At 62.7% G+C, this 19,854-nt stretch carries 23 protein-coding genes and 1 pseudogene; 11 read left to right on the top strand and 13 right to left on the bottom strand.

Going from position 1 to position 19,854, the window contains the following annotated elements:
* Positions 1-18 precede the first annotated feature (18 nt).
* Positions 19-546 carry a gamma carbonic anhydrase family protein gene (locus AC0NIH_RS22910; protein WP_473465779.1) on the top strand — a complete coding sequence of 176 codons (528 nt, stop codon included), beginning with the start codon at positions 19-21 and terminating at the stop codon, positions 544-546.
* 43 nt (positions 547-589) lie between these two features.
* Here AC0NIH_RS22910 and AC0NIH_RS22905 read toward each other — a convergent pair whose 3' ends face one another.
* The 4 genes from AC0NIH_RS22905 to AC0NIH_RS22890 all read right to left on the bottom strand — a co-directional run bounded on the left by AC0NIH_RS22905 (position 590) and on the right by AC0NIH_RS22890 (position 3,688).
* The gene (locus AC0NIH_RS22905; protein WP_473465776.1) at positions 590-1,150 is read right to left on the bottom strand and encodes an ankyrin repeat domain-containing protein; all 561 of its coding nucleotides are present in this window, start codon (positions 1,148-1,150) and stop codon (positions 590-592) included.
* Between the two features lie 279 nt (positions 1,151-1,429).
* Positions 1,430-2,038: a transglutaminase-like cysteine peptidase gene (locus tag AC0NIH_RS22900; RefSeq protein WP_473465773.1), complete on the bottom strand. Its 609-nt coding sequence runs from the start codon at positions 2,036-2,038 to the stop codon at positions 1,430-1,432.
* Between the two features lie 281 nt (positions 2,039-2,319).
* Positions 2,320-2,937, bottom strand: coding sequence for a PilZ domain-containing protein (locus tag AC0NIH_RS22895; RefSeq protein ID WP_013895776.1), 618 nt, complete (start codon positions 2,935-2,937; stop codon positions 2,320-2,322).
* 118 nt (positions 2,938-3,055) lie between these two features.
* Positions 3,056-3,688, bottom strand: coding sequence for a PAS domain-containing protein (locus AC0NIH_RS22890; protein ID WP_023764285.1), 633 nt, complete (start codon positions 3,686-3,688; stop codon positions 3,056-3,058).
* A 393-nt stretch (positions 3,689-4,081) separates the two neighbouring features.
* Between AC0NIH_RS22890 and AC0NIH_RS22885 the strand changes: the two genes are divergently transcribed.
* Both AC0NIH_RS22885 and AC0NIH_RS22880 read left to right on the top strand, forming a co-directional pair.
* Entirely contained in the window at positions 4,082-4,837 is a 756-nt protein-coding gene (locus AC0NIH_RS22885) for a rhomboid family intramembrane serine protease (protein ID WP_473465770.1), read from the top strand.
* An 87-nt stretch (positions 4,838-4,924) separates the two neighbouring features.
* Positions 4,925-5,356, top strand: a complete 432-nt coding sequence (locus AC0NIH_RS22880; protein WP_023764287.1) for a CBS domain-containing protein — start codon at positions 4,925-4,927, stop codon at positions 5,354-5,356.
* A 46-nt stretch (positions 5,357-5,402) separates the two neighbouring features.
* Here AC0NIH_RS22880 and AC0NIH_RS22875 read toward each other — a convergent pair.
* Positions 5,403-5,519: pseudogene (locus AC0NIH_RS22875) on the bottom strand (YjhX family toxin); the annotation flags it as partial.
* 192 nt (positions 5,520-5,711) lie between these two features.
* Between AC0NIH_RS22875 and gatB the strand changes: the two are divergent.
* From gatB to AC0NIH_RS22860, 3 genes are all read left to right on the top strand, one after another.
* Positions 5,712-7,211: an Asp-tRNA(Asn)/Glu-tRNA(Gln) amidotransferase subunit GatB gene (gene gatB / locus AC0NIH_RS22870; protein WP_023776208.1), complete on the top strand. Its 1,500-nt coding sequence runs from the start codon at positions 5,712-5,714 to the stop codon at positions 7,209-7,211.
* 4 nt (positions 7,212-7,215) lie between these two features.
* The gene (locus tag AC0NIH_RS22865) at positions 7,216-7,707 is read left to right on the top strand and encodes a GNAT family N-acetyltransferase (RefSeq protein WP_224689746.1); all 492 of its coding nucleotides are present in this window, start codon (positions 7,216-7,218) and stop codon (positions 7,705-7,707) included.
* 156 nt (positions 7,708-7,863) lie between these two features.
* Entirely contained in the window at positions 7,864-8,562 is a 699-nt protein-coding gene (locus tag AC0NIH_RS22860; protein ID WP_473465767.1) for an AIM24 family protein, read from the top strand.
* A 13-nt stretch (positions 8,563-8,575) separates the two neighbouring features.
* Here the strand turns inward: AC0NIH_RS22860 and panC are convergent, their stop codons facing one another.
* Positions 8,576-9,427 carry a pantoate--beta-alanine ligase gene (gene panC, locus AC0NIH_RS22855; protein ID WP_473465764.1) on the bottom strand — a complete coding sequence of 284 codons (852 nt, stop codon included), beginning with the start codon at positions 9,425-9,427 and terminating at the stop codon, positions 8,576-8,578.
* A complete protein-coding gene (gene panB, locus AC0NIH_RS22850; protein WP_473465761.1) occupies positions 9,424-10,272 on the bottom strand; it encodes a 3-methyl-2-oxobutanoate hydroxymethyltransferase in 849 nt (282 codons plus the stop codon). Before panB ends, panC begins: the two co-directional genes overlap by 4 nt.
* A gap of 230 nt (positions 10,273-10,502) precedes the next feature.
* Between panB and AC0NIH_RS22845 the strand changes: the two genes are divergently transcribed.
* The 3 genes from AC0NIH_RS22845 (at position 10,503) to AC0NIH_RS22835 (ending at position 12,122) form a co-directional block, all read left to right on the top strand.
* Positions 10,503-10,901 (top strand): NADH:ubiquinone oxidoreductase subunit NDUFA12, encoded by a 399-nt coding sequence (locus tag AC0NIH_RS22845; RefSeq protein WP_023764293.1) that lies wholly within the window; start codon positions 10,503-10,505, stop codon positions 10,899-10,901.
* A gap of 160 nt (positions 10,902-11,061) precedes the next feature.
* Entirely contained in the window at positions 11,062-11,655 is a 594-nt protein-coding gene (locus AC0NIH_RS22840; RefSeq protein WP_473465758.1) for a DUF2155 domain-containing protein, read from the top strand.
* Between the two features lie 77 nt (positions 11,656-11,732).
* A complete protein-coding gene (locus AC0NIH_RS22835; RefSeq protein WP_023764295.1) occupies positions 11,733-12,122 on the top strand; it encodes a hypothetical protein in 390 nt (129 codons plus the stop codon).
* A 3-nt stretch (positions 12,123-12,125) separates the two neighbouring features.
* Here the strand turns inward: AC0NIH_RS22835 and aat are convergent, their stop codons facing one another.
* From aat to AC0NIH_RS22805, 6 genes are all read right to left on the bottom strand, one after another.
* A complete protein-coding gene (aat, locus tag AC0NIH_RS22830; RefSeq protein ID WP_473465755.1) occupies positions 12,126-12,743 on the bottom strand; it encodes a leucyl/phenylalanyl-tRNA--protein transferase in 618 nt (205 codons plus the stop codon).
* Between the two features lie 12 nt (positions 12,744-12,755).
* Complete coding sequence (gene accC / locus AC0NIH_RS22825) at positions 12,756-14,099, bottom strand: acetyl-CoA carboxylase biotin carboxylase subunit (RefSeq protein ID WP_023764297.1); 1,344 nt, start codon at positions 14,097-14,099, stop codon at positions 12,756-12,758.
* 10 nt (positions 14,100-14,109) lie between these two features.
* The gene (gene accB / locus AC0NIH_RS22820; RefSeq protein WP_013895761.1) at positions 14,110-14,568 is read right to left on the bottom strand and encodes an acetyl-CoA carboxylase biotin carboxyl carrier protein; all 459 of its coding nucleotides are present in this window, start codon (positions 14,566-14,568) and stop codon (positions 14,110-14,112) included.
* A gap of 26 nt (positions 14,569-14,594) precedes the next feature.
* The gene (gene aroQ, locus AC0NIH_RS22815) at positions 14,595-15,029 is read right to left on the bottom strand and encodes a type II 3-dehydroquinate dehydratase (RefSeq protein ID WP_013895760.1); all 435 of its coding nucleotides are present in this window, start codon (positions 15,027-15,029) and stop codon (positions 14,595-14,597) included.
* A gap of 145 nt (positions 15,030-15,174) precedes the next feature.
* Entirely contained in the window at positions 15,175-16,014 is an 840-nt protein-coding gene (locus AC0NIH_RS22810; RefSeq protein WP_473465751.1) for a DsbA family protein, read from the bottom strand.
* A gap of 64 nt (positions 16,015-16,078) precedes the next feature.
* A complete protein-coding gene (locus AC0NIH_RS22805) occupies positions 16,079-17,470 on the bottom strand; it encodes a M48 family metalloprotease (RefSeq protein WP_023764299.1) in 1,392 nt (463 codons plus the stop codon).
* Positions 17,471-17,615: 145 nt separating this feature from the next.
* On the opposite strand from AC0NIH_RS22805, the gene AC0NIH_RS22800 reads away from it, so the two are divergent.
* A complete protein-coding gene (locus tag AC0NIH_RS22800; protein WP_473465748.1) occupies positions 17,616-18,764 on the top strand; it encodes a pyridoxal phosphate-dependent aminotransferase in 1,149 nt (382 codons plus the stop codon).
* Positions 18,765-18,882: 118 nt separating this feature from the next.
* Positions 18,883-19,770 (top strand): glutaminase, encoded by an 888-nt coding sequence (locus AC0NIH_RS22795; protein ID WP_249491038.1) that lies wholly within the window; start codon positions 18,883-18,885, stop codon positions 19,768-19,770.
* Positions 19,771-19,854: the final 84 nt, after the last annotated feature.

The following is a 19,854-nucleotide window of genomic DNA, read 5'->3' as shown; positions in this document are numbered from 1 at the left end:
GCGATTCGGAGGCCGAAAATGCCGCTCTATGCGATCGATGGAACGGAGCCCAGCTTCGTGGAAGCCGGCTCGAACTGGATCGCACCCGATGCGACGCTGATCGGCAATGTCAGGGTCGGCCGCAATGCCGGGTTCTGGTTCGGCGTCGTCGTCCGCGGCGACAATGAGCCTGTTGTCATCGGCGCCGACACCAATGTGCAGGAACATACGGTCATGCACGCCGATCCCGGCTTTCCGCTGACCATCGGCGAAGGCTGCACGATCGGCCACCGGGCGATGCTGCATGGCTGCACGATCGGCGACAACAGCCTGATCGGCATGGGCGCCATCGTGCTGAACGGAGCAAAGATCGGCAGCAATTGCCTGGTCGGCGCCGGCGCGCTGGTCACCGAAGGCAAGGAATTCCCGGACAATTCGCTGATCGTCGGCTCACCGGCCAAGGCGATCAGGGTACTGGACGACGCGGCGGTCGCCAGGTTGCGCGGCTCGGCCGCGCATTACGTCGCCAACGGCAAACGCTTCAAGGCGGGGCTGAAGAAGGTTTGAGGGCATTCCTACCTGTCCGTGTTGCCGACGATCGCAGCCCAATTTACCGTCCGCTAGAGCCGCGCCCGGCTATCGCATCACGCAACAATGAAGCACCGGCTTCGAAGCCTGCATTGTCGGCCTCCTCGACGGCTGTCGTATAGTTGTCGATGCGGGTTTCGAGCATCGGGTCGGCGCCCGCCGCCAAAAGCAGGCGGATTGCTTCGGCGCTGCGAATGACCACTGAATAGTGAAGCGGTGTCCAGTCGTTCACGCCCCGCATGTTGGGATCGGCGCCACCGTCGATCAACAGTCTGACGATTTCCAGTCGGTCGGTGCGGTCGGTGGACAGCGCGGCAATGATTGCCGGAAACCCACCGTGATCCTGATAATTCGGATCGGAGCCCGCATCCAGCAACGTCGAGATGAAGCCGACCGAACTCCAATAAATCGCATATTCCAGCGGGTGCCCGAGGCCGAGTTCAAACGGCATGCGTTCGTCGAACCAGCGCGGCGAGCCGCCCAGGGCTTTGCCAAGGCCATCGAAGTCACCGGCCTTGAACGCGTCGTCGATCGCCTTGAACAGACGATGGCGCTCGCATCGATCTTCCGGGACTTCCAACATCACCGTGATCCAGAAGGCGAAGTCAACGGCGTATAGTGCCTCGACCTGCTGCTCGTGGAAAGGTGGGGCGGGATGACACCATTGGCTCGGTCGATCTTCAGGGCCGCCAAGGTGATAGGTTGCTCAAGCGACCGCCAGAAATGGCGGAGCCGGCCCGGGGACGGGGCCGGCTCCTATGACCCGGTCGTTGGGGACGGGGAGGGTGGGGACTCGACCGGGTTTCTCCTTAAAGCGCGTCCCATTCGTGCGACGCGCTTGATCTCAGTTCTCTGCGCGCCCTTAGCGTACGCTGGCGACCGCGTCGGAACGGCCGTCGTTGATCGTCACCCAAACGCCGGAATTCTCCGTCGATTGGCGCTTCAGATAGGTGTAGTCGGTGTCCGTCCAGTACAGCACCTTGGTTTGCAGATTGTCGAGAATGAACTCGCCGAGGCTGGTGCGCACGGTCAGCACGGCATGGCCGTCGCCATTTGGCTGGCGGGCGACCGTCATCAGCAGGTCGCCGGCCGGCACGCCGATATCCATCAGCTCGCGGCGCTTTTCCAGCGCGTAGTCCTCGCAATCGCCATAGCCATTGCCGGGATAGGCCCAGTATTCCTCGACACCGTAGTTTTCCATGTCGGTGCGCGGCTTGACGCGGGTGTTGACCGAGTTGTTGATGTTGATGATCGTTGCCCAGAGCTTGCGGGTCAGGTCGACGGGCGCTCCCTTGGGCGTCTTCTCGTTGCATTCGCCGGGAATGCGCTGGCAGAATTCATAATGGCCAACAGGCTGTGTGGTGCGGCCGCCGGTGTGCATATAGGCCGGTCCCGCGGCATATGCTGATCCCCAAGCGGAAAGCTGCATCGCCATTGCCAGCAGCAATAGCTTGCCCCTCGTTTTTTTCATTTCTAGTCTCCCCGTTCGAAGGAGACATTGCCACAGGTGGATTTATTTGACGCAAAGGCGCGAAGTAGATATTAAGTAAAACGCCTGTAGAATAAACATAAAATTTGAATCATTTGAGTATTGAATTGTTTGGATTGCGGAGCCCGGTGCCTTCGAATATGCAGGCTGTCGACAACCGCGATTTTGAGCTGCCCGGCGGGATTTCGATCGCTGTTGCACTGGACAAAAAACCGGCCGCGAAGGGCCGGTTCGATTGGGGCGTCCTGACCTGACCGATCCGGTCAGGCGCGCGGTGTGTTGAATTCGGAATCGAGCGTCTCGGGGCGCTGGATGACGGCGAATTCGATGGCGACGCCATCCTCGAAATGGCGAACGATCTGCCCGCGCATAGTGCCGAGCGTGACCTGGACGCCGATCGCCGGTTTGACGTCGATCTCGACCGCCGCACCCGACAGCGACAGGTCGATGATCCGGCACTGATACTGGCGGCCGTCGGTGAGCTGCAGCACGCTGGTCGGATTGCGCGGCGCGACGCGCTCGTGGCGGCGGTCTTCCGGCAGGTCGAGCTCGTGCTTGTTGGCAAGCCAGGTCAATTGCGCGGCAAGCTTGTCCTTCTTGCGGTCGGACGCGATCACCGTCATCGCAAAGCCGTCCTGCAGGGTGCGTGTCACGACACCTTCGATGCGGCCGATATGGTCGATATAGGCAATGACTTTTTCGCCGGGCATACCGATGCGATCGGTGCGAAACGCGACGTTGCCGGGCGACATGTCGACGACCTGGCAAGGGTGCTCGGTTCGGTCTTCCAGCATGAAGCGCCCGTATATCTTGACCCGGACGCGCTGAAAGTTACGCCTTTCAGCTTGGGACGGCGCGTAGTCGACCGCCGCTGACCTCATGTCTGCCTACACCCCGTTTGACATTCCGCGCGTCGATGCGGGGAACTTCATCGCAGAACTACAACAAAGCGGGTTAACAAAGGGGAAAAGTGAGCCCGTCGGACCGGCAGATCGTCAACTATTCCTCGCGCCCGCCGTCGAACACGACGAGATGGCGGATGCGGCGCGCGCGGCCGAGTTCCGAGATCGTTTCGGGGGTGTCGATCTCGTCTGGAACGAGCGAGGGAACGCTGATCGCCGGGCGGTTGTTGAGGAGTTCCTTTTCCGGGTCGATCACGCGGATCGAATCGATCAATGCGTCGGTGATTGGATCCGCACCCAGCCAGAACGGCTTCTCCACGGCGCTGATCACGCCGAGGCAGCGCGGGTTTTCGACGCCGCCGTCAAGCGGCAGGGCAAGCAATTCGAACTTGTTGGAGCGGCCGTTGCGGCTAAAGCCCTCGAAGGCGATCAGCACGACCGATTTCTGGTCGAAGACGCCATGGATCAGCCGCGATACCAGCCGCTGGTCTTTTTCGCGCCACAATGACGGGAACGAGAACCCCTTGAGTTCGCGGCCATAACAGGCGCACAGCCTGGTGCCGGCCAGGCGGAACACGGGTTGCCCGCGCGTGTCCCGTTCCAGGATGAACGTATCGGCCAGCAGCGATTTGATGTCGGCCGGCTCGACCTCCGATCGCTTCGGAGCGGGGCGTCCGTCACGCAGGCGGTTCCAATAGTGGAACAGCGTGATCGATCCGTTCTGGTTCATGCTATGCAGCTCCGCGCATTCTGTCGTCTGATGTCCCATCGGTGAACAGAAGGGCGCCCTCCGATGACCTACATGCGTTGCCGAGCAGGAAGCGTGCCAGCGTCGTTAACACTTGTTCACGGGTCGGGGCCGTTAAGGTTAACAAGTGGTTTACGTTGCGCCCGGGCGAGCCCTGTGGCACACCAAAACCACTCCAGAAGCGGTCGTTTCGCGACGATCGGCAGCACTTCAGTCAAGAGTTTTAGGGGAGCAGGGGGCTCGACCGGCCGTTCAAGGGAAACCTTGGACGGCTTCTTTTTTGATTCGCGCTGGGGCGATTCGCCCTTTGTGAGTTGGCTGCCAGTGGTCTAGATGCTCGCCCGACTGAATTCCCTGGATCGAGTGCTGGCGCTTATGAACGAACCCGAAAGTCCCCCCGAAATGGAACAGGCCGGCCTGGAGCCGGAACGGCGTCGCGAGCCGGTTTTCAACCTGCCGCCGGTGGTGCTCGCGATCATCGGCATCTGCGCGGCTGTCTTTCTGCTGCAGCAGTATGTGCTGAACGACACGCAGCAGATGACGCTGTTGTACGACGGAGCCTTCATTCCCGTCCTCTACACCGGACAATACGGCTTCGACTGGTTCCTGTTCACGCGGCCCTTCACCTATGCCTTCATGCATGGAGGTTTTGCCCATATCGCCATCAACATGGTCTGGCTCGCGGCTTTTGGCTCGCCGCTGGCCAATCGTCTGGGCGCACTCCGGTTCGCACTGTTCTTTGCCGTGACCGGACTGGCTTCCGTGGGCCTCTTCTGGGCGATGCATCCGTACGGAGAGGCGCCGCTGGTCGGCGCTTCCGGCGCCATATCGGGCATGATGGGTGCCGCGGCGCGTTTCGGCTTCCACACCGACCGCTCGGCCGGCAAGGCTGCTTTCGCCGGCCCGGTGCTGCCGATCTTGATCGTGCTGCGCTCGCGCGGGGTCGTTATCTTCCTCGCCATGTGGATGATCATCAACCTCGCCACCGGCCTTCTCGGCTTCGCGCCGGGAACAGATGGCCAGATTGCCTGGGAAGCTCACATCGGCGGCTTTATCGCGGGTTTTTTCGGCCTGCGGTGGTTCGACAGAGGATGGCAGGCGCCGGAATGGGAGAGCCTCGACCGCACTTGAAATGCAACCGATCACGGCGCACCATGTTCACTCTTACGTGAAGCCGGTCTGGGCAGGGGACCGGCAGGCGAAGCAGAGGAGGACGCCATGACGGTTAAGGCAATTCTGGAAAGAAAAGGCCATGACGTGTTGACGCTCGGGCCGAACGAAAAGCTGAGCGAAGCCATCCGCATCCTGGCCGAACACAAGATCGGCGCGTTGGTCATCACCAACGGCGATCACAAGATCGTCGGCATCCTGTCCGAACGCGACATCGTGCGGGTGGTCGCCAGGGAAGGTGCCGCAGCGCTCGACATTCCCGTGCGCTCGGCCATGACGCCGAAGGTGAAGATCTGCAACGAGAACCACACCGTCAACGAGGTGATGGAGATCATGACCAGGGGGCGTTTCCGTCACCTGCCGGTGGAAAAGGACGGCCTGCTCGATGGCATCGTATCCATCGGCGACGTGGTCAAGCGCCGCATCGAGGATGTCGAGCGTGAGGCCGAGGAAATACGCGCCTACATCGCCACCGCCTGAGCGGCGAAGGAAAACGCCGGCCGATATTCCGGCCGGCGGCACAAGGCTACCTGTTGTCGAGTTCGGAGCGGACGAGTTCAAGTCCGCGCCTTGTGATGCGGTAGGGACGGCCACCCGACGACGAAACCGCCTTCTTGCGTTTCAGCTTTCGAAACAGGTCGAGATGGTCAGGGCCTTACCGGGACTGAGCGTAAGTGGACATCCACTCTCCATTGGAATGGGAGTATAGGCGAACAGGTCAGAAAAGGCCAACCTGCGGCTTTGCGCTTGTCTCGCCGGGCGGTTTGCACTAGCGAAGGCCAACACCCAAATTCGCGAAAATCGCAATATTCGCGAGCTAGAAGCGCAGGCTACCATGACACTCATCGATACCCGCACGCCCGACGCAAAACGCCTGATTCCCGGCGCCACCGGTGACTGGGAGATCATCATCGGCCTCGAGGTCCATGCGCAAGTGACCTCGGAAGCAAAGCTGTTTTCCGGCGCCTCGACCACTTTCGGCGCGGCCCCCAATGCCAATGTCAGCCTGGTCGATGCGGCGATGCCCGGCATGCTGCCCGTCATCAACGAGGAATGCGTCAAGCAGGCGATCCGCACCGGCCTCGGCCTGAAGGCGCAGATCAACCACAAGTCGGTCTTCGACCGGAAGAATTATTTCTATCCCGATCTGCCCCAAGGCTACCAGATCTCGCAGTTCAAGCAGCCGATCGTCGGCGAGGGCACGGTGATCGTCTCCGTCGGTCCCGACCGCCAGGGCGAATTCGAGGACATCGAGGTGGGCATCGAACGCCTGCATCTGGAACAGGATGCCGGCAAGTCGATGCACGACCAGCATGCGACCATGTCCTATGTCGATCTCAACCGCTCGGGCGTAGCGCTGATGGAAATCGTCTCCAAGCCCGACATGCGCTCCGCCGACGAGGCCAAGGCCTACGTCACCAAGCTGCGTACCATCGTGCGCTATCTCGGCACCTGCGACGGCAACATGGACGAAGGCTCGATGCGCGCCGACGTCAATGTCTCCGTGCGCAAGCCCGGCGGCGAATTCGGCACGCGCTGCGAGATCAAGAACGTCAACTCGATCCGCTTCATCGGCCAGGCTATTGACTATGAGGCAAGACGGCAGATCGCCATCCTCGAGGATGGCGGCAAGATCGACCAGGAGACGCGTCTGTTCGATGCCGTCAAGGGCGAGACGCGCTCCATGCGCACCAAGGAAGAGGCGCACGACTACCGCTATTTCCCCGATCCGGATCTTCTGCCGCTCGAGTTCGACCAGGCCTATGTCGATGCGCTGGCCAAGGAGTTGCCGGAATTGCCCGACGCCAAGAAGGCACGGCTGATCGCCTCGCTCGGCCTCTCGACCTATGATGCCTCGATCCTGGTCTCGGAAAAGCCGATCGCCGACTATTTCGAGAAGGTGGCCGCCGGCCGCGACGGCAAGCTCGCCGCCAACTGGGTCATCAACGATCTGCTCGGGCAACTGAACAAGGCCGGCCAAGACATTGAAAACGCTCCGGTTTCGCCCGATCAGCTTGGTGCTGTCATCGACCTGATCAAGGACGGCACGATCTCCGGCAAGATCGCCAAGGATCTGTTCGAGATCATCTGGAACGAGGGCGGCGATCCGCGCCAGCTGGTCGAGAGCCGCGGCATGAAGCAGGTCACCGACACCGGCGCCATCGAGAAGGCCGTCGACGAGGTGATCGCAGCCAATCCCGACAAGGTCGAGCAGGCGCGCGCCAAGCCGACGATGGCTGGCTGGTTCGTCGGCCAGGTGATGAAGGCAACGGGCGGCAAGGCCAACCCGCAGGCGGTCAACGACCTGGTCAAGGCCAAGCTCGGCATCGAGTAGGGCTATGTTCGTTCGCACCGCAGGGGATCGTGACCTTGCTGCCATCCGGGCGTTGCTGGTCGAAACCTGGCATGCGACCTATGACGCCATCTACGGCCCCGCGCGGGTCACCGCGATAACCGAGGAATGGCATTCGATCGCCGCGCTGAAGGCGCGGCTGACCAAGCCGAACAGCGAATTCCTCGTCGCCGATGACGGAAAGCGCATTGGCGGCGTGGCTTTTGCCGAAAGCGTCGATGGCGGAGAACTGGTTGTCCTGAAACAGCTCTACGTGCTTCCAACCCTGCAGGGCAGGGGCATTGGCGGCATGCTCCTCGACGAGGTCATCGAATGCTTCCCCGAAGCCCAGGCCGTCCGTCTGGAGGTGGAGAAGCGGAACACGCACGCCATCGCCTTCTACGAGGCGAACGGCTTCGTGCGGTCCGGCGATGCCGGCGAGCGCGCACGCGCGACTGGTGAGGCGACGCTCGTCTATCACCGGCCGCTCGCTGGCTGATCCCTTCCCCGCGGACCGGCCTGGATCACCTTCGCGCGAGCGGCGTTGTGGAGGGCTGTTTTCGTTTGACGCCCCTTGGTTCCGGCCCCAAAGCTGCCTCAGCTGACCGTGCGGAAACCGGAATGAACCGGTACGCAAGGCGGCGCTGGGGGGATCATGCCAAGCTTGCCGGAACTGATGCCGACACAAGTGTCGGACGAAACTTTTGGTGGCGTCACCTATCATATAGCGGGCGAGCTGGTGCCCGTGCTTTCCGTCGATGTGACGCGGATGCCGGTCTATTTCGAGCACCACATTCTTTTGTGGAAGAACTCCACCATCACCATCGGGCTGAAATCGCTGAAGGGCGCGCTGAAACGCATGATGGCCGGCATGCAGATCTTTGTCACCGAGGCGTCGGGGGCGGGCATCATCGCCTTCAGCCGCGACGGACCTGGCCACATCGTGCCGATCCATCTCAGGCGCGGCGAGGAGATCCAGGTCCGCGAACACCAGTTTCTCGCCGCTACCGGCAATGTCGACTACACGTTCGAGCGGGTGCGCGGCCTGGCGACGATGCTGTTTGGGCAGAGCGGTTTTTTCATCGACCGTTTTCGCGGCGATGCCGGCGACGGCATCGTCTGGCTGCACGGCTACGGCAATGTCTTCGAAAAGACGCTTGCACCAGGCGAGACCATCGACATCGAGCCGGGCGGCTGGCTGTTCAAGGACACCTCGGTCAAGATGGAAACCAAGATCGACCGCCTGTCGAGCGGCTTCTTCGGCGCCAACATGAATTTCATCGTCAACCGCTTCACCGGCCCGGGCCGTGTCGGCATCCAGTCGATGTACCTGCATATGCCGACCGAGGAATAGCTCCACTTCCGACTTAAGCAGTGGGAACTTCCACATTGTCGATCAGTCGCGTCTTGCCAAGCCAGGCGGCGGCGAGCACGCGCCCTGCTCCGTCGCGGCGCCACGGCGCCAGCGTCAGGCTTTCGCGGGCCTCGACATAGTCGACCTTCTGGAAGCCGGCGGCGATCAGGGCGCGGCCGGCCTCACCGGCCGCGTCATCCTGTTGTGCGCCCGCCGCCAGCGCGGCTGCTGTCTTGCGCAGGACCACGTTGAGCTGGCGAGCGATCTGGAGTTCGGCCTCGCCGAGATAGGCGTTGCGAGATGACATGGCCAGGCCATGCGCATCGCGTATGGTCGGCGCGCCGATGATCTCGACGGGCAGGTCAATGTCGCGGCAGAGCTGCCTGACGACGCAAAGCTGCTGGTAATCCTTCTCGCCAAAGACCGCATAGTCGGGCGTTGCCTGGAGAAAAAGCTTGGCCACCACGGTGGCGACGCCATCGAAAAAGGTGGGGCGAAAATCCGATTCGAGCCCGGCGGACGGGCCGCCGACCGAGATCCTGGTGGCAAAGCCGGCAGGATACATCGCATCGACAGTCGGTGTGAACGCAAGATCGGCCCTGGCCGTCGCCAGCATATCGAGATCGCGGGCGAGCTGGCGCGGGTACTTGTCGAGATCCTCGCTCGGCGCGAACTGCGTCGGGTTGACGAAGATCGACACCACGCAGCGCTCGGCTCTTTCGCGTGCGATCCTGATCAGGGAGAGATGCCCCTCATGCAACGCGCCCATGGTCGGCACCATGGCGACGCGAAGCCCATCGCGCCGCCAGTCACGGATCCGCGCGCGAAGGGCGGCAACGCTGTCGACGACGGCAGGCCGGCTCATGCGTCATCTCCGCCACTTGTGTTCTTGCTCGAAAAGACATGGGCAGGGCCGGGAAATGTGCGGCTTCGCACCTCCGATGCGTAGCGCTCGGCGGCATGGGCGATCACGCCGCGCAGATCGGCATATTCCTTGACGAATTTCGGCACGCGATCGACGGTCAGTCCGACCATATCGTCGATGACCAGGATCTGACCGTCGCAGTCGGCGCTGGCGCCGATGCCGATGGTCGGAATGGCGATGCGGTGCGTGATGTCGGCGGCGATCGCCTCGATGGTGCCTTCGATGACCACCGAGAACGCACCGGCCTTTTCGACGGCCAGCGCGTCCGCCACCAGCGCCGCGACGTTCTCGTTCGTACGGCCCTTGATCTTGTAGCCACCTTCCTTCTCGACCGATTGCGGCAGCAGGCCGATATGGCCCATGACCGGAATGCCGGCGGCCACGATCGCGGCGATCCGCCCGGCCATGTCGACGCCGCCTTCCAGCTTGACCGCCTGGCAGCCGGTTTCGTCGGCGATGCGCCGCGCCGAGCCAACGGCCTGTGCGGCTGAATCCTCATAGGTGCCGGCCGGCATGTCGACGACCACGCAGGCCCTGGCGGAGCCGCGCATCACGGCCTGCCCATGCGCGATCATCATCTCGATCGAGGCGCCCAGCGTCGTCTGATGGCCATGCAGGACCATAGCAACGCTGTCACCGACCAGAAGCAGGTCGACATGGGGATCAAGCAGGCGGGCGACGGGATAGGTGTAGGCCGTGAGACAAACGAGAGGCGTGCCTCCCTTGCGCTGGCGAATCAGGCTTGGACTGATGCGGCTGTCGGTGGTCGGCAATTCCGTGGCCAATCGTCACCTCCGTTGGGCTCGCGGTCAGTTGGATATTGCCGCGCGGACCGCGCCGAGCTTTAGAAACACCGTGAAGACTTGGCAAGCGCGCATCCCGTTATGTGGAAAGATCACAAATCGGTGTCGATCCCGGCGCGCCATTTGCGCGCTCTATACGGCAAAACCCTTGCCTTCCCGAAGGCCTGACGCCATAAGCAGGAAACAGGCGCCGCCAGCGCGAGGGTTCCGAGATGAAGACTTTTCTGACGCAATTTTTCACCTGGTGGAACAGCCAGACGCTGGGAACGCGCCTGCACACCTGGCGGTACGGCAAGAAGGTCGGCCAGGACGAGACAGGTAACGTCTATTACGAAGGCGGTGTCGATTCGGAAGGCCGCACGCGTCGCTGGGTGATCTACCGCAATTATTCGGAAGCCTCGGCCATTCCGCCCGGCTGGCACGGCTGGATTCACCACCGGGTCGATGTCGCGCCACCGAGCGACGACTACAAGCCGCGCGATTGGCAGAAGTCGCATCAGCCCAATCTGACCGGAACGCCGGCGGCCTATCGCCCGAAGGGCTCGGTACTGACCAACCAGCACCGCCCGCAGGTTACCGGCGACTACGACGCCTGGACGCCCGGGTCGTAACAGCCCCGGCTTGCAACGGCGCCCCGACTTGTCACAGCACGAATTGCAGGGCTGGTCCTTTATCGCCACAATTGGTGTTTAGCTGCTTGCTCATCAGAAAACGCCGACTAGCCTTGGCGATCGACGGAATCACCTGGGCGCGAACCACCGGTACCCTTGCATGAGCTTTTTCAACCGAATCTCGACAGGCGGTCTGACGGTAGCCGCCAGCCTCGCCGTCAGCACCGCCGCCTTTGCCGCGTCGCCCGCACCCGCGGCACCCGCGCCGGCTCCGCCCGCGGGATCGGATCGCATCACCAACCCGGTTGCCGAGTTCGCCGGCATCGACAAGATCACTGGCCGCATCATCACCTTCGATGTCTATATCGACGAGACTGTGCAATTCGGCGCTTTGCAGGTGACGCCGCGTGTCTGCTATTCCCGGCCGCAGAACGAGGAGCCGAAGACGGACTCCTTCGTCGAGGTCGACGAGATCACGCTGGACCGCAAGATTCGCCGCATATTCACCGGCTGGATGTTTGCCGAAAGCCCGGGTCTTAACGCCGTCGAACATGCCGTCTATGACGTCTGGCTGAAGGCGTGCAAGCAGAAGTCCGATGTGCCGGCGCCGGATGCCACCAAACCGGACGCCACCAAGGCCGATGCTTCGAAGCCGGCGGTCGCCAAGCCGGCTGCCGCCAAGCCGAACGCTGAGGTCAGCCCGGATGTGGAACAGCCCGATCCCACGGAGCCGGACACCACCGACACCAACTGATCCCCGGGGGAACCGTCGTGGTCATCATGCGTTGGGCCACGGACGACCGCGCATCGATGCGCCCGGAGGACATTCCGATGTCGGACAGCAAGCGGATCACGGCCAGCAAGACAGAGTTGCTCGAACTCGAAAAAGGGTTCTGGACAGGCGATGCCGCTTATTATGCGGCCAATGTCGACACGGAGTGCCTGGTGGCATTTCCGCGGATGGCACGAGCGATGGACAATGCCGATCTGGCCAAGACGGCGACCAATCCCAACCGATGGCGCGATCTCGATATCGAGCTCAAGGGCATAATCGAACCGGGCAGTGATGTCATCATGCTGACCTACGAGGCGCATGCGACGCGGGAGAACGGCGAACCCTATGCCGCGCTGGTCAGCACCGGTTACGTCCACCGCGTCAACGGCTGGAAGATGATGTTCCATTCGCAGACCCCGATCGAGGCCGCGGCCGATAAGGCTTGATCTTTACGGAAAGAAGACCGCTTCGCCCTTCAGGGCCTCGGCCAACATCTTCTCGTATTTGCCGCGCGGCACGTCGACAGCACCAAAGCGCTTGAGGTGCTCGGTGGTGAACTGCGTATCGAGTAGCGCGAACCCGCGCGCCTTCAAGCGTTCGACGAGATGGACGAGGCAGGTCTTCGACGCGTCCGTCTCCTTGGAAAACATGCTTTCGCCGAAAAACACCCGCCCCAGCGACACGCCATAGAGGCCGCCGACCAGCCGCTCCTCGCGCCAGGCCTCGACCGAATGGCAATGACCCATGCGGTGCAGTTGCACATAGGCTTCGCGGATCGGCGCGTTGATCCAGGTCGAGCGGCGCTCCTCGCGCTTTTCGGCGCAGCCGTCGATCGTTGCCTCGAAGTCGAAGTCGAAGCGGATGTCGAACAGGTTTTTGCGGACTGTCTTCCTCAGGCTCTTCGGCATGTGGAACCCGTGCAGCGGAATGATGCCCCGCGTCTCAGGCCGCACCCAGAACACCTCCGGGTCGGCAGCGCTTTCGGCCATGGGAAAGACGCCCGAGGCGTACGCCTTGAGCAGGAGGTCGGTGGGGATGCGATAGCCAGGCGCGTAAGGGCGGGTCATCGCGTCCCCGGCCTACTCTTCCTTGGCCAGGTATTTTTCCAGCCAATGGATATCATAGTCGCCATTGGCGATGTCGGCATTGCCGACGAGATCGCGAAACAGCGGCAAGGTTGTCTTGATGCCGTCGACGACGAATTCGTCGAGGGCGCGGCGCAGCCGCATCATGCACTCGACGCGATTGCGGCCGTGCACGATCAGCTTGCCGATCAGGCTGTCGTAATAGGGCGGGATCCTGTAGCCGGAATACACACCGGAATCGACGCGGATGCCGAGGCCGCCAGGCGTGTGGAAATGCGTGATGGTGCCGGGCGAGGGCGTAAAGGTGCGCGGATCCTCGGCATTGATGCGGCACTCGATGGCGTGGCCGTTGAACTTGATGTCTTCCTGCTTGACCGAAAGTCCGCCGCCGGAGGCGACCCGGATCTGCTCGTGGACGAGATCGATGCCGGTGATCGCTTCCGTCACCGGATGCTCCACCTGCAGGCGCGTGTTCATCTCGATGAAATAGAACTCGCCGTTCTCGTACAGGAATTCGATCGTTCCGGCGCCCGAATAGCCGAGATCGGCAATGGCCGTGGCGCAAATGCTGCCGATACGGGACCGCTCCTCGGCGTTGAGAGCCGGCGAATTGGCCTCTTCCCAGACCTTCTGGTGGCGTCGTTGCAGCGAGCAGTCGCGCTCGCCGAAATGCACGCCGCGGCCAAAGCCGTCGCCGAACACCTGCACCTCGATGTGACGCGGCTTCTGCAGGTATTTCTCGATGTAGACGGCGTCGTCGCCGAAGGCGGCGCCCGCTTCCGAGCGTGCCGTCTGCAAGGCGACCTCGAGGTCGGCCTCGGTATGGGCAACCTTCATGCCGCGTCCGCCGCCGCCGGCCGATGCCTTGATGATCACCGGATAGCCGATCTCGGCGGCGATGCGCTTGGCTTCCTTTTCCTCGGTCACCGCGCCGTCGGAACCCGGCACCACCGGAATGCCAAGGCGTTTGGCGGTACGTTTGGCCTCGATCTTGTCGCCCATGATGCGGATATGGTCGCCGGACGGGCCAATGAAGGTGATGTTGTGGGCTGCCAAAATATCGGCGAACTTGGCGTTCTCCGACAGGAAGCCGTAGCCCGGATGCACGGCGTCGGCGCCGGTGATCTCGCAGGCCGCGACAATCTGGTGGATGTTGAGATAGCTGTCGCGCGACGGCGGCGGGCCGATGCACACGCTCTCGTCGGCAAGCCTGACATGCATGGCGTCGGCGTCGGCGGTCGAATGCACCACAACGGTCTGGATGCCGAGTTCCTTGCAGGCGCGCAGCACCCGAAGGGCGATTTCGCCGCGATTGGCGATGAGGATCTTTTGGAACATCCGGCCCGCTCTACTCGATCACGACAAGCGGCATGCCGTATTCGACCGGCGTCGCGTCCTCGAACAGGATCGCCGTTACCGTGCCGGCGCGCGGCGAGGGAATCTGGTTCATCGTCTTCATCGCCTCGATGATCAGCAGCGTCTGGCCTTCCTTGACCTTCTGGCCGATCTCGATGAACGGCTTGGCGTCCGGTGAGGGCGCCAGATAGGCGGTGCCGACCATCGGCGAAGCCACCGCGTTCTTCGACACATCCGCGGCCGCCGGGGCCGAGGCCACGGGCAGAGCGGCTGCCGCTGGCGCATAGGCGGGTTGGGGGGCCGCAATCGCGTGGACGGCGGGCGCCTGCCGCGACACGCGCACCTTCAGGTCGCCCAGTTCAACCTCGATCTCGGTCAGGTTGGTGTCGTTCAGTATGCCCGCCAGATCGCGGATCAGCTGCTGGTCAACACCGGTCTTCTTTATCGACATTTTCGAGCCTTCTGTTTGTGGGCCGGTCATAGGCGCGCGGCCAGCGCCTGCAGCGCCAGCGTGTAGCCGAGCGGCCCAAAGCCACAGATCATGCCGACGGCGACCGGCGCGACCATGGAGACATGGCGGAATGGTTCCCGCGCGTGGATGTTGGAAAGATGAACTTCGGCGACCGGCAGTGGCGCGACCGAGCGGATGGCGTCGTGGATCGCGATCGAGGTGTGGCTGTAGGCGCCTGGATTGATGACGATGCCTGCAGCCTTGTCGCCGGCTTCCTGGATCCAGTCGACGAGGTCGCCCTCGTGGTTCGACTGGCGGAAATCGATCTCGATCCCAAGCGACGCGCCCGCCTGCTTGCAGTCGTCGGCGATCGCGGCAAGGGTCTTGCCGCCATAGATGCCCGGCTCGCGCTTGCCGAGCGCGTTGAGATTGGGACCGTTCAGGACGAAAACCGTTTTCAAAAAAGCCGACCTTTTTCGGCGCCGGCATCAAGCCGGCTCGCTGGGCCTCTATACCGGGCATAGTCGCCCGCGGAAAGAGCGCAAGTGCGTTCTTTCACTGTCCACAACAGGCCGAAATGCACCCGTGATGAAAATCGGCGGCGGATCAAAGCCCGGCTTTCGCCGCCTCGATCTTCTCCGCCAGCACATCCTGTCCGAGAGCCCCGAACACGACCTCGTTGCCGACGACATAGGACGGCGTCCCGGTGATCGACAGCTTGTTGGCGAGATCGTAGGTCTTGGAGAAGGCTTCGGGGATCGACGGATCCTTCATCTTCTCGCGCAACGTGGCCTCGTCGGCGCCGAGCGAAAGCGCGATCTTGATCGCGGCCGCCTCCGTGGCGCGTCCCTGGCCACCAAGCAGCGCATTGTGGAACTCGCCGTATTTTTCCGGCATCATCAGGTGGAACGCCATCGAGACGACGCTGGCCTTCTGCGAATCCGGGCCAAGGATCGGGAATTCCTTGAGCACGAAGCGCAGGTCCGGATCGGTCTTGGTCAGCGCCCGCATGTCCTCGATGGCGCGTTTGCAGAAGCCGCAATTGTAGTCGTAGAACTCGACGATCGTCACCTTGCCGTTCGGATTGCCGACGACGCCGTCGAAGGCGGAGTTGAAGATCTGGTCCTTGGCGTTCTTGATGACGCCGAGATGGGCGATGCGCTGCTCTTCCTTCTGCTTGGCCTCGAGCGCGTCCTGCACTTCGAGCAGCACCTCGGGGTTCTTCAAGAGGTAGTCGCGGATGATGCCTTCGACCTCGGCGCGGTCGATCTTGGTGTCGGCGCCCGCCATCTGGAGAGGCTCAGCCATCTGGACAGGCTCAGCCGTCTGAACAGGCTGAGCCGTGCCGGCCTTGGCGATCTGCGGGTTGCCGGCGACGAAACCGAAAGCGAGCATCGCAAGGGCTACAGCGATTCCCGTGGTGCCCAGCAGCAGTGCCTTTTTCATTGTTCTCGTTCCTTTTGCCTGTTTCCCGGTCTGGCTATGTCGCAGCGCATGGCCGGAGGGTTCACTAGATCTTGCCTGATGATTTGTAGTTTATGATGTCCTGGGCGCGAATCCAGCGCGGCTCTCCGCGCTTCATCTGCTGCTGCGCCCGCATGGCGAATATCTTCGCATCCTTGTAGTTACCGGAATAGAAATGACCTTCGGCAGTGGCGAGCTCGGCGCCCGGTATGTCCCCCAACTCGCCATAGGCCTGCGCCAGATAGCGGTATCCGATGGAATTTTCCTTGTCGCGCCCCAGACCATTGTTGATCTGCGCGACGGCTTTCTTGAGTGAATCGGGTGTGCCGATGGCCATCAGCGCCTGTCCAAGCGAGACCGGCAGCAAGCCGGACCGTGCCGAATCGAGGCTGACCGCCTTGGCATAGGCTTCCGCCGCATCCTTGGGGTTGTTCGCCTTCATCAGTATGTCGCCGCGCAACTCCTGGAAGTAGGCATTCCTGGGCTGCGCCTTGATCAGTGCGTTGGTCTTGGCGAGCGCTGCGGCGATATTGCCGTAAAGGTAAGTCGACTGGGCGTCGCCATATAGCCCGGCCAGCGTTCCTTGCATCTTTCGCATCAGCCGTGACCCAGCCGCCTGGCCTTCCATGTAGACGGCAATCTTGACCCGCATCATGTCATGGCGCTGCTGCAGCGCGGGCGGATCGACCTTGCCGACATTGGGGCTCTGCTTGACCAGCACTTCGAGATTGGCGATGCGTTCCTGCGGCATCGGGTGGCTGATCCGATAGGGATCGACCTGCGTGCCGGACAAGGACAGCGCGCTCTGGAAGCGGGCGAATGTCTTCAGCATGCCCATGCCGGACTGGCCGGTGGCGTTGAGATAGGTGATCGCCGAGCGGTCGGCGGTCGTCTCTTCGGTGCGCTGATAGGCGAGGATGCTGCGCTGCGCCATCTCGCCGCCGCCAGCCGCCACGCCCATGCCGGCGCCCGCAAGGCCGCGGCTGTTGGTGGTGGCGCCGGCAACCATGGCGCCGGCGCCGAGCAAAGTGGCGATGATGGCCATCGTCTTGGCGCGTTCGAGCTGGTCGCGCAGTTTCTGCTGGTGGCCGCCGGCGATGTGGCCGGCCTCGTGGGCGATGACGCCAATGATCTCGTTCGGCGTTTCAGCCATCATCAGCGCGCCGGTGTTGATGAACAGCCGGCGTCCGGTGACGAAGGCGTTGAAGCTGGAATCGTTGACCAGGACGATGTCGATGCCATCATTCGCCAGCCCGGCCGCCCTGAAGATCGGCCGTGCGTAATCGCGAACGAGGGCCTCGATCTCGGCGTCGCGCACCACCGGCACGGACTGGGCAAAGGCGGTGACCGAACTCGCCACCGCGACGGCGAGGCCGAGCGAAAGTGTCGCGAAAACACGCGCTACCTCTGCAATTGTCGATCTGGGTCGGCTCAACATGACGTGTCCACTGGTAGACGAGCGGGCGAAAGATGAAAAGTCGGCACCGGAAAAACTTCCTCAACTTGTGATCCTCACACCAATCGGGCATTTGTGCGGCGCATGCGTCCAGGGCATGCCGTGCTCAACCCTCGGGATAGATAAAATGGTCGTTTCGCTCTCACGCCGTGGCAATGTCGAGCCGTTCCACGCCATGGATGTGCTGGCTGAAGCCAACCGGCTGAAGGCCCAGGGCGTGCCGGTAATCTCCATGGCGGTCGGCCAGCCATCCGATCCGGCGCCCGCAAAGGTTCGCGCCGCGGCGGCCAAGGCCCTGCAAGAAGGCCGCATCGGCTACACCGACGCGCTGGGTCTGGCCGGTTTGCGCAAGGCGATCGCCCGGCATTACGCCGATCACTACGGGCTCGATGTCGAGCCGGGGCGGATCGCGGTAACCACCGGATCGTCGGCGGCCTTCAATCTCGCCTTCCTGGCGATGTTCGATCCGGGCGACCGCGTCGCCATCGCAGCACCCGGTTACCCCGCCTATCGTAACATCATGGCGGCGCTCGGCATCGATGTCGTCGAGATCGAGCTCGGCGAGGCGGCCTACCTGCATGCCGGCCATCTGGAGGCGGCGCATCGCCAGAAGCCGCTGAAGGGCGTTCTGTTTGCAAGTCCGGCCAATCCGACCGGCGCTGTCATTCCGGCCGACGAACTGTCGGCGCTGGTCAGCACGGCGGAAGCGCTCGGCATCGCCGTCATTTCCGACGAGATCTACCACCGGCTGGCCTACGGCGCACCCGACACCACGGCGCTCGCCTTCGGGGATAGCGTGACGGTGATCAACTCGTTCTCGAAATATTACTGCATGACCGGCTGGCGTATCGGCTGGATGGTGCTGCCCGAGGAGCTGGTGCGGCCGGTCGAGCGCATCGCCCAGAGCCTCTACATCTCGCCACCGGAGCTGTCGCAGATCGCCGCGATCGAGGCCTTTGCCGCGACGGAGGAACTGGAGGCGGTCAAGGGCCGCTATGCCTGGAATCGCGAGCTGCTGATGAAGCGCCTGCCCGAGCTCGGCTTTCCGCTGGCCGCGCCCATGGATGGTGCCTTCTATGCCTTTTGCGATGTCACCCGGCACAGCAACGACAGCATGGCATTCGCGCGCAAGATGCTGGCGGAAGCCCATGTGGCGGCGACGCCTGGCCGCGACTTCGATACCCAGGTGGGGCACCGCACGATGCGGTTTTCCTATGCCGGCAGCCATGACGACATGGTCGAGGCCATGGCGCGCATCGAACGCTGGTTGAGGTAGCGCCATGCCGGAACTCGAACAGGCCCCCAAACTTGATCAGGCCCTCAAACTTGATCAGGCCCCCAAACCTGATAAGGCCCCCAAACTTGATCAGGCATTGGCCGAGGTCGCCGCCGAAATGGCCGAGCGCACCGATCGCGGCGACGTCGCGACCTACATTCCCCAGCTGGGCAAGGTCGATCCGAGGAAATTCGGCATTGCCGCCGTCACCAATGACGGCCGCGTGCTGGTGGCGGGCGATGCCGACCAGCCGTTCTCGATCCAGAGCATCTCGAAGGTCTTCACCTTGACCCTGGCGCTCGGCAATGTCGGCGATGCGCTGTGGAAGCGGGTGGGGCGCGAGCCGTCCGGCAATCCGTTCAACTCCATCGTGCAGCTCGAGCACGAGAACGGCATTCCGCGCAATCCGTTCATCAATGCCGGCGCCATCGTCATTTCCGACATCCTGCTTGCCGGCCACCAGCCGCGCGAGGCGATTGGCGAGATCCTGCGTTTCATACAGTTCCTGGCCGACGACGAGACCATCATCATCGACCGCGAGGTGGCGGCCTCCGAGCGCGCCACCGGCTACCGCAACTTTGCGCTCGCCAACTATATGAAATCCTTCGGCAACCTCCATCATGCACCGGAGCTTGCGCTAGGCGTTTATTTCCATCACTGCGCCATCGCCATGAGCTGCCGGCAACTGGCGATGGCCGGCCGCTTCCTCGCCAATGGCGGCAAGAACCCGGCGACGGGGCATTCCGTGGTGTCGGCCGAGCGAGCACGGCGCATCGGCGCCATGATGCTGACCTGTGGCCATTATGACGGCTCCGGCGATTTTGCCTTCCGCGTCGGCATTCCCGGCAAGAGCGGCGTCGGCGGCGGCATATTGGGCATCGTGCCGGGTGTCGCCTCGCTTGCCGTCTGGTCGCCCGGCCTCAATGCCAACGGCAACTCCAAGCTCGGTTCGATCGCACTGGAAAAGCTGGCCAGGATGATGAACTGGTCGATCTTCGCGCCTTAGCGTTTCCCGCCCTATCGGAACGCCGGATATGAAAAATCCCGCGCCATCTTTTCGATCGCGCGGGATTTCTTCTTGTCGGAAAAT

It is taken from the genome of Mesorhizobium sp. WSM1386 (assembly GCF_055901595.1).
Note: the sequence above shows the minus strand (reverse complement) of the source record. Positions and strands in the feature narration are given on the sequence as shown.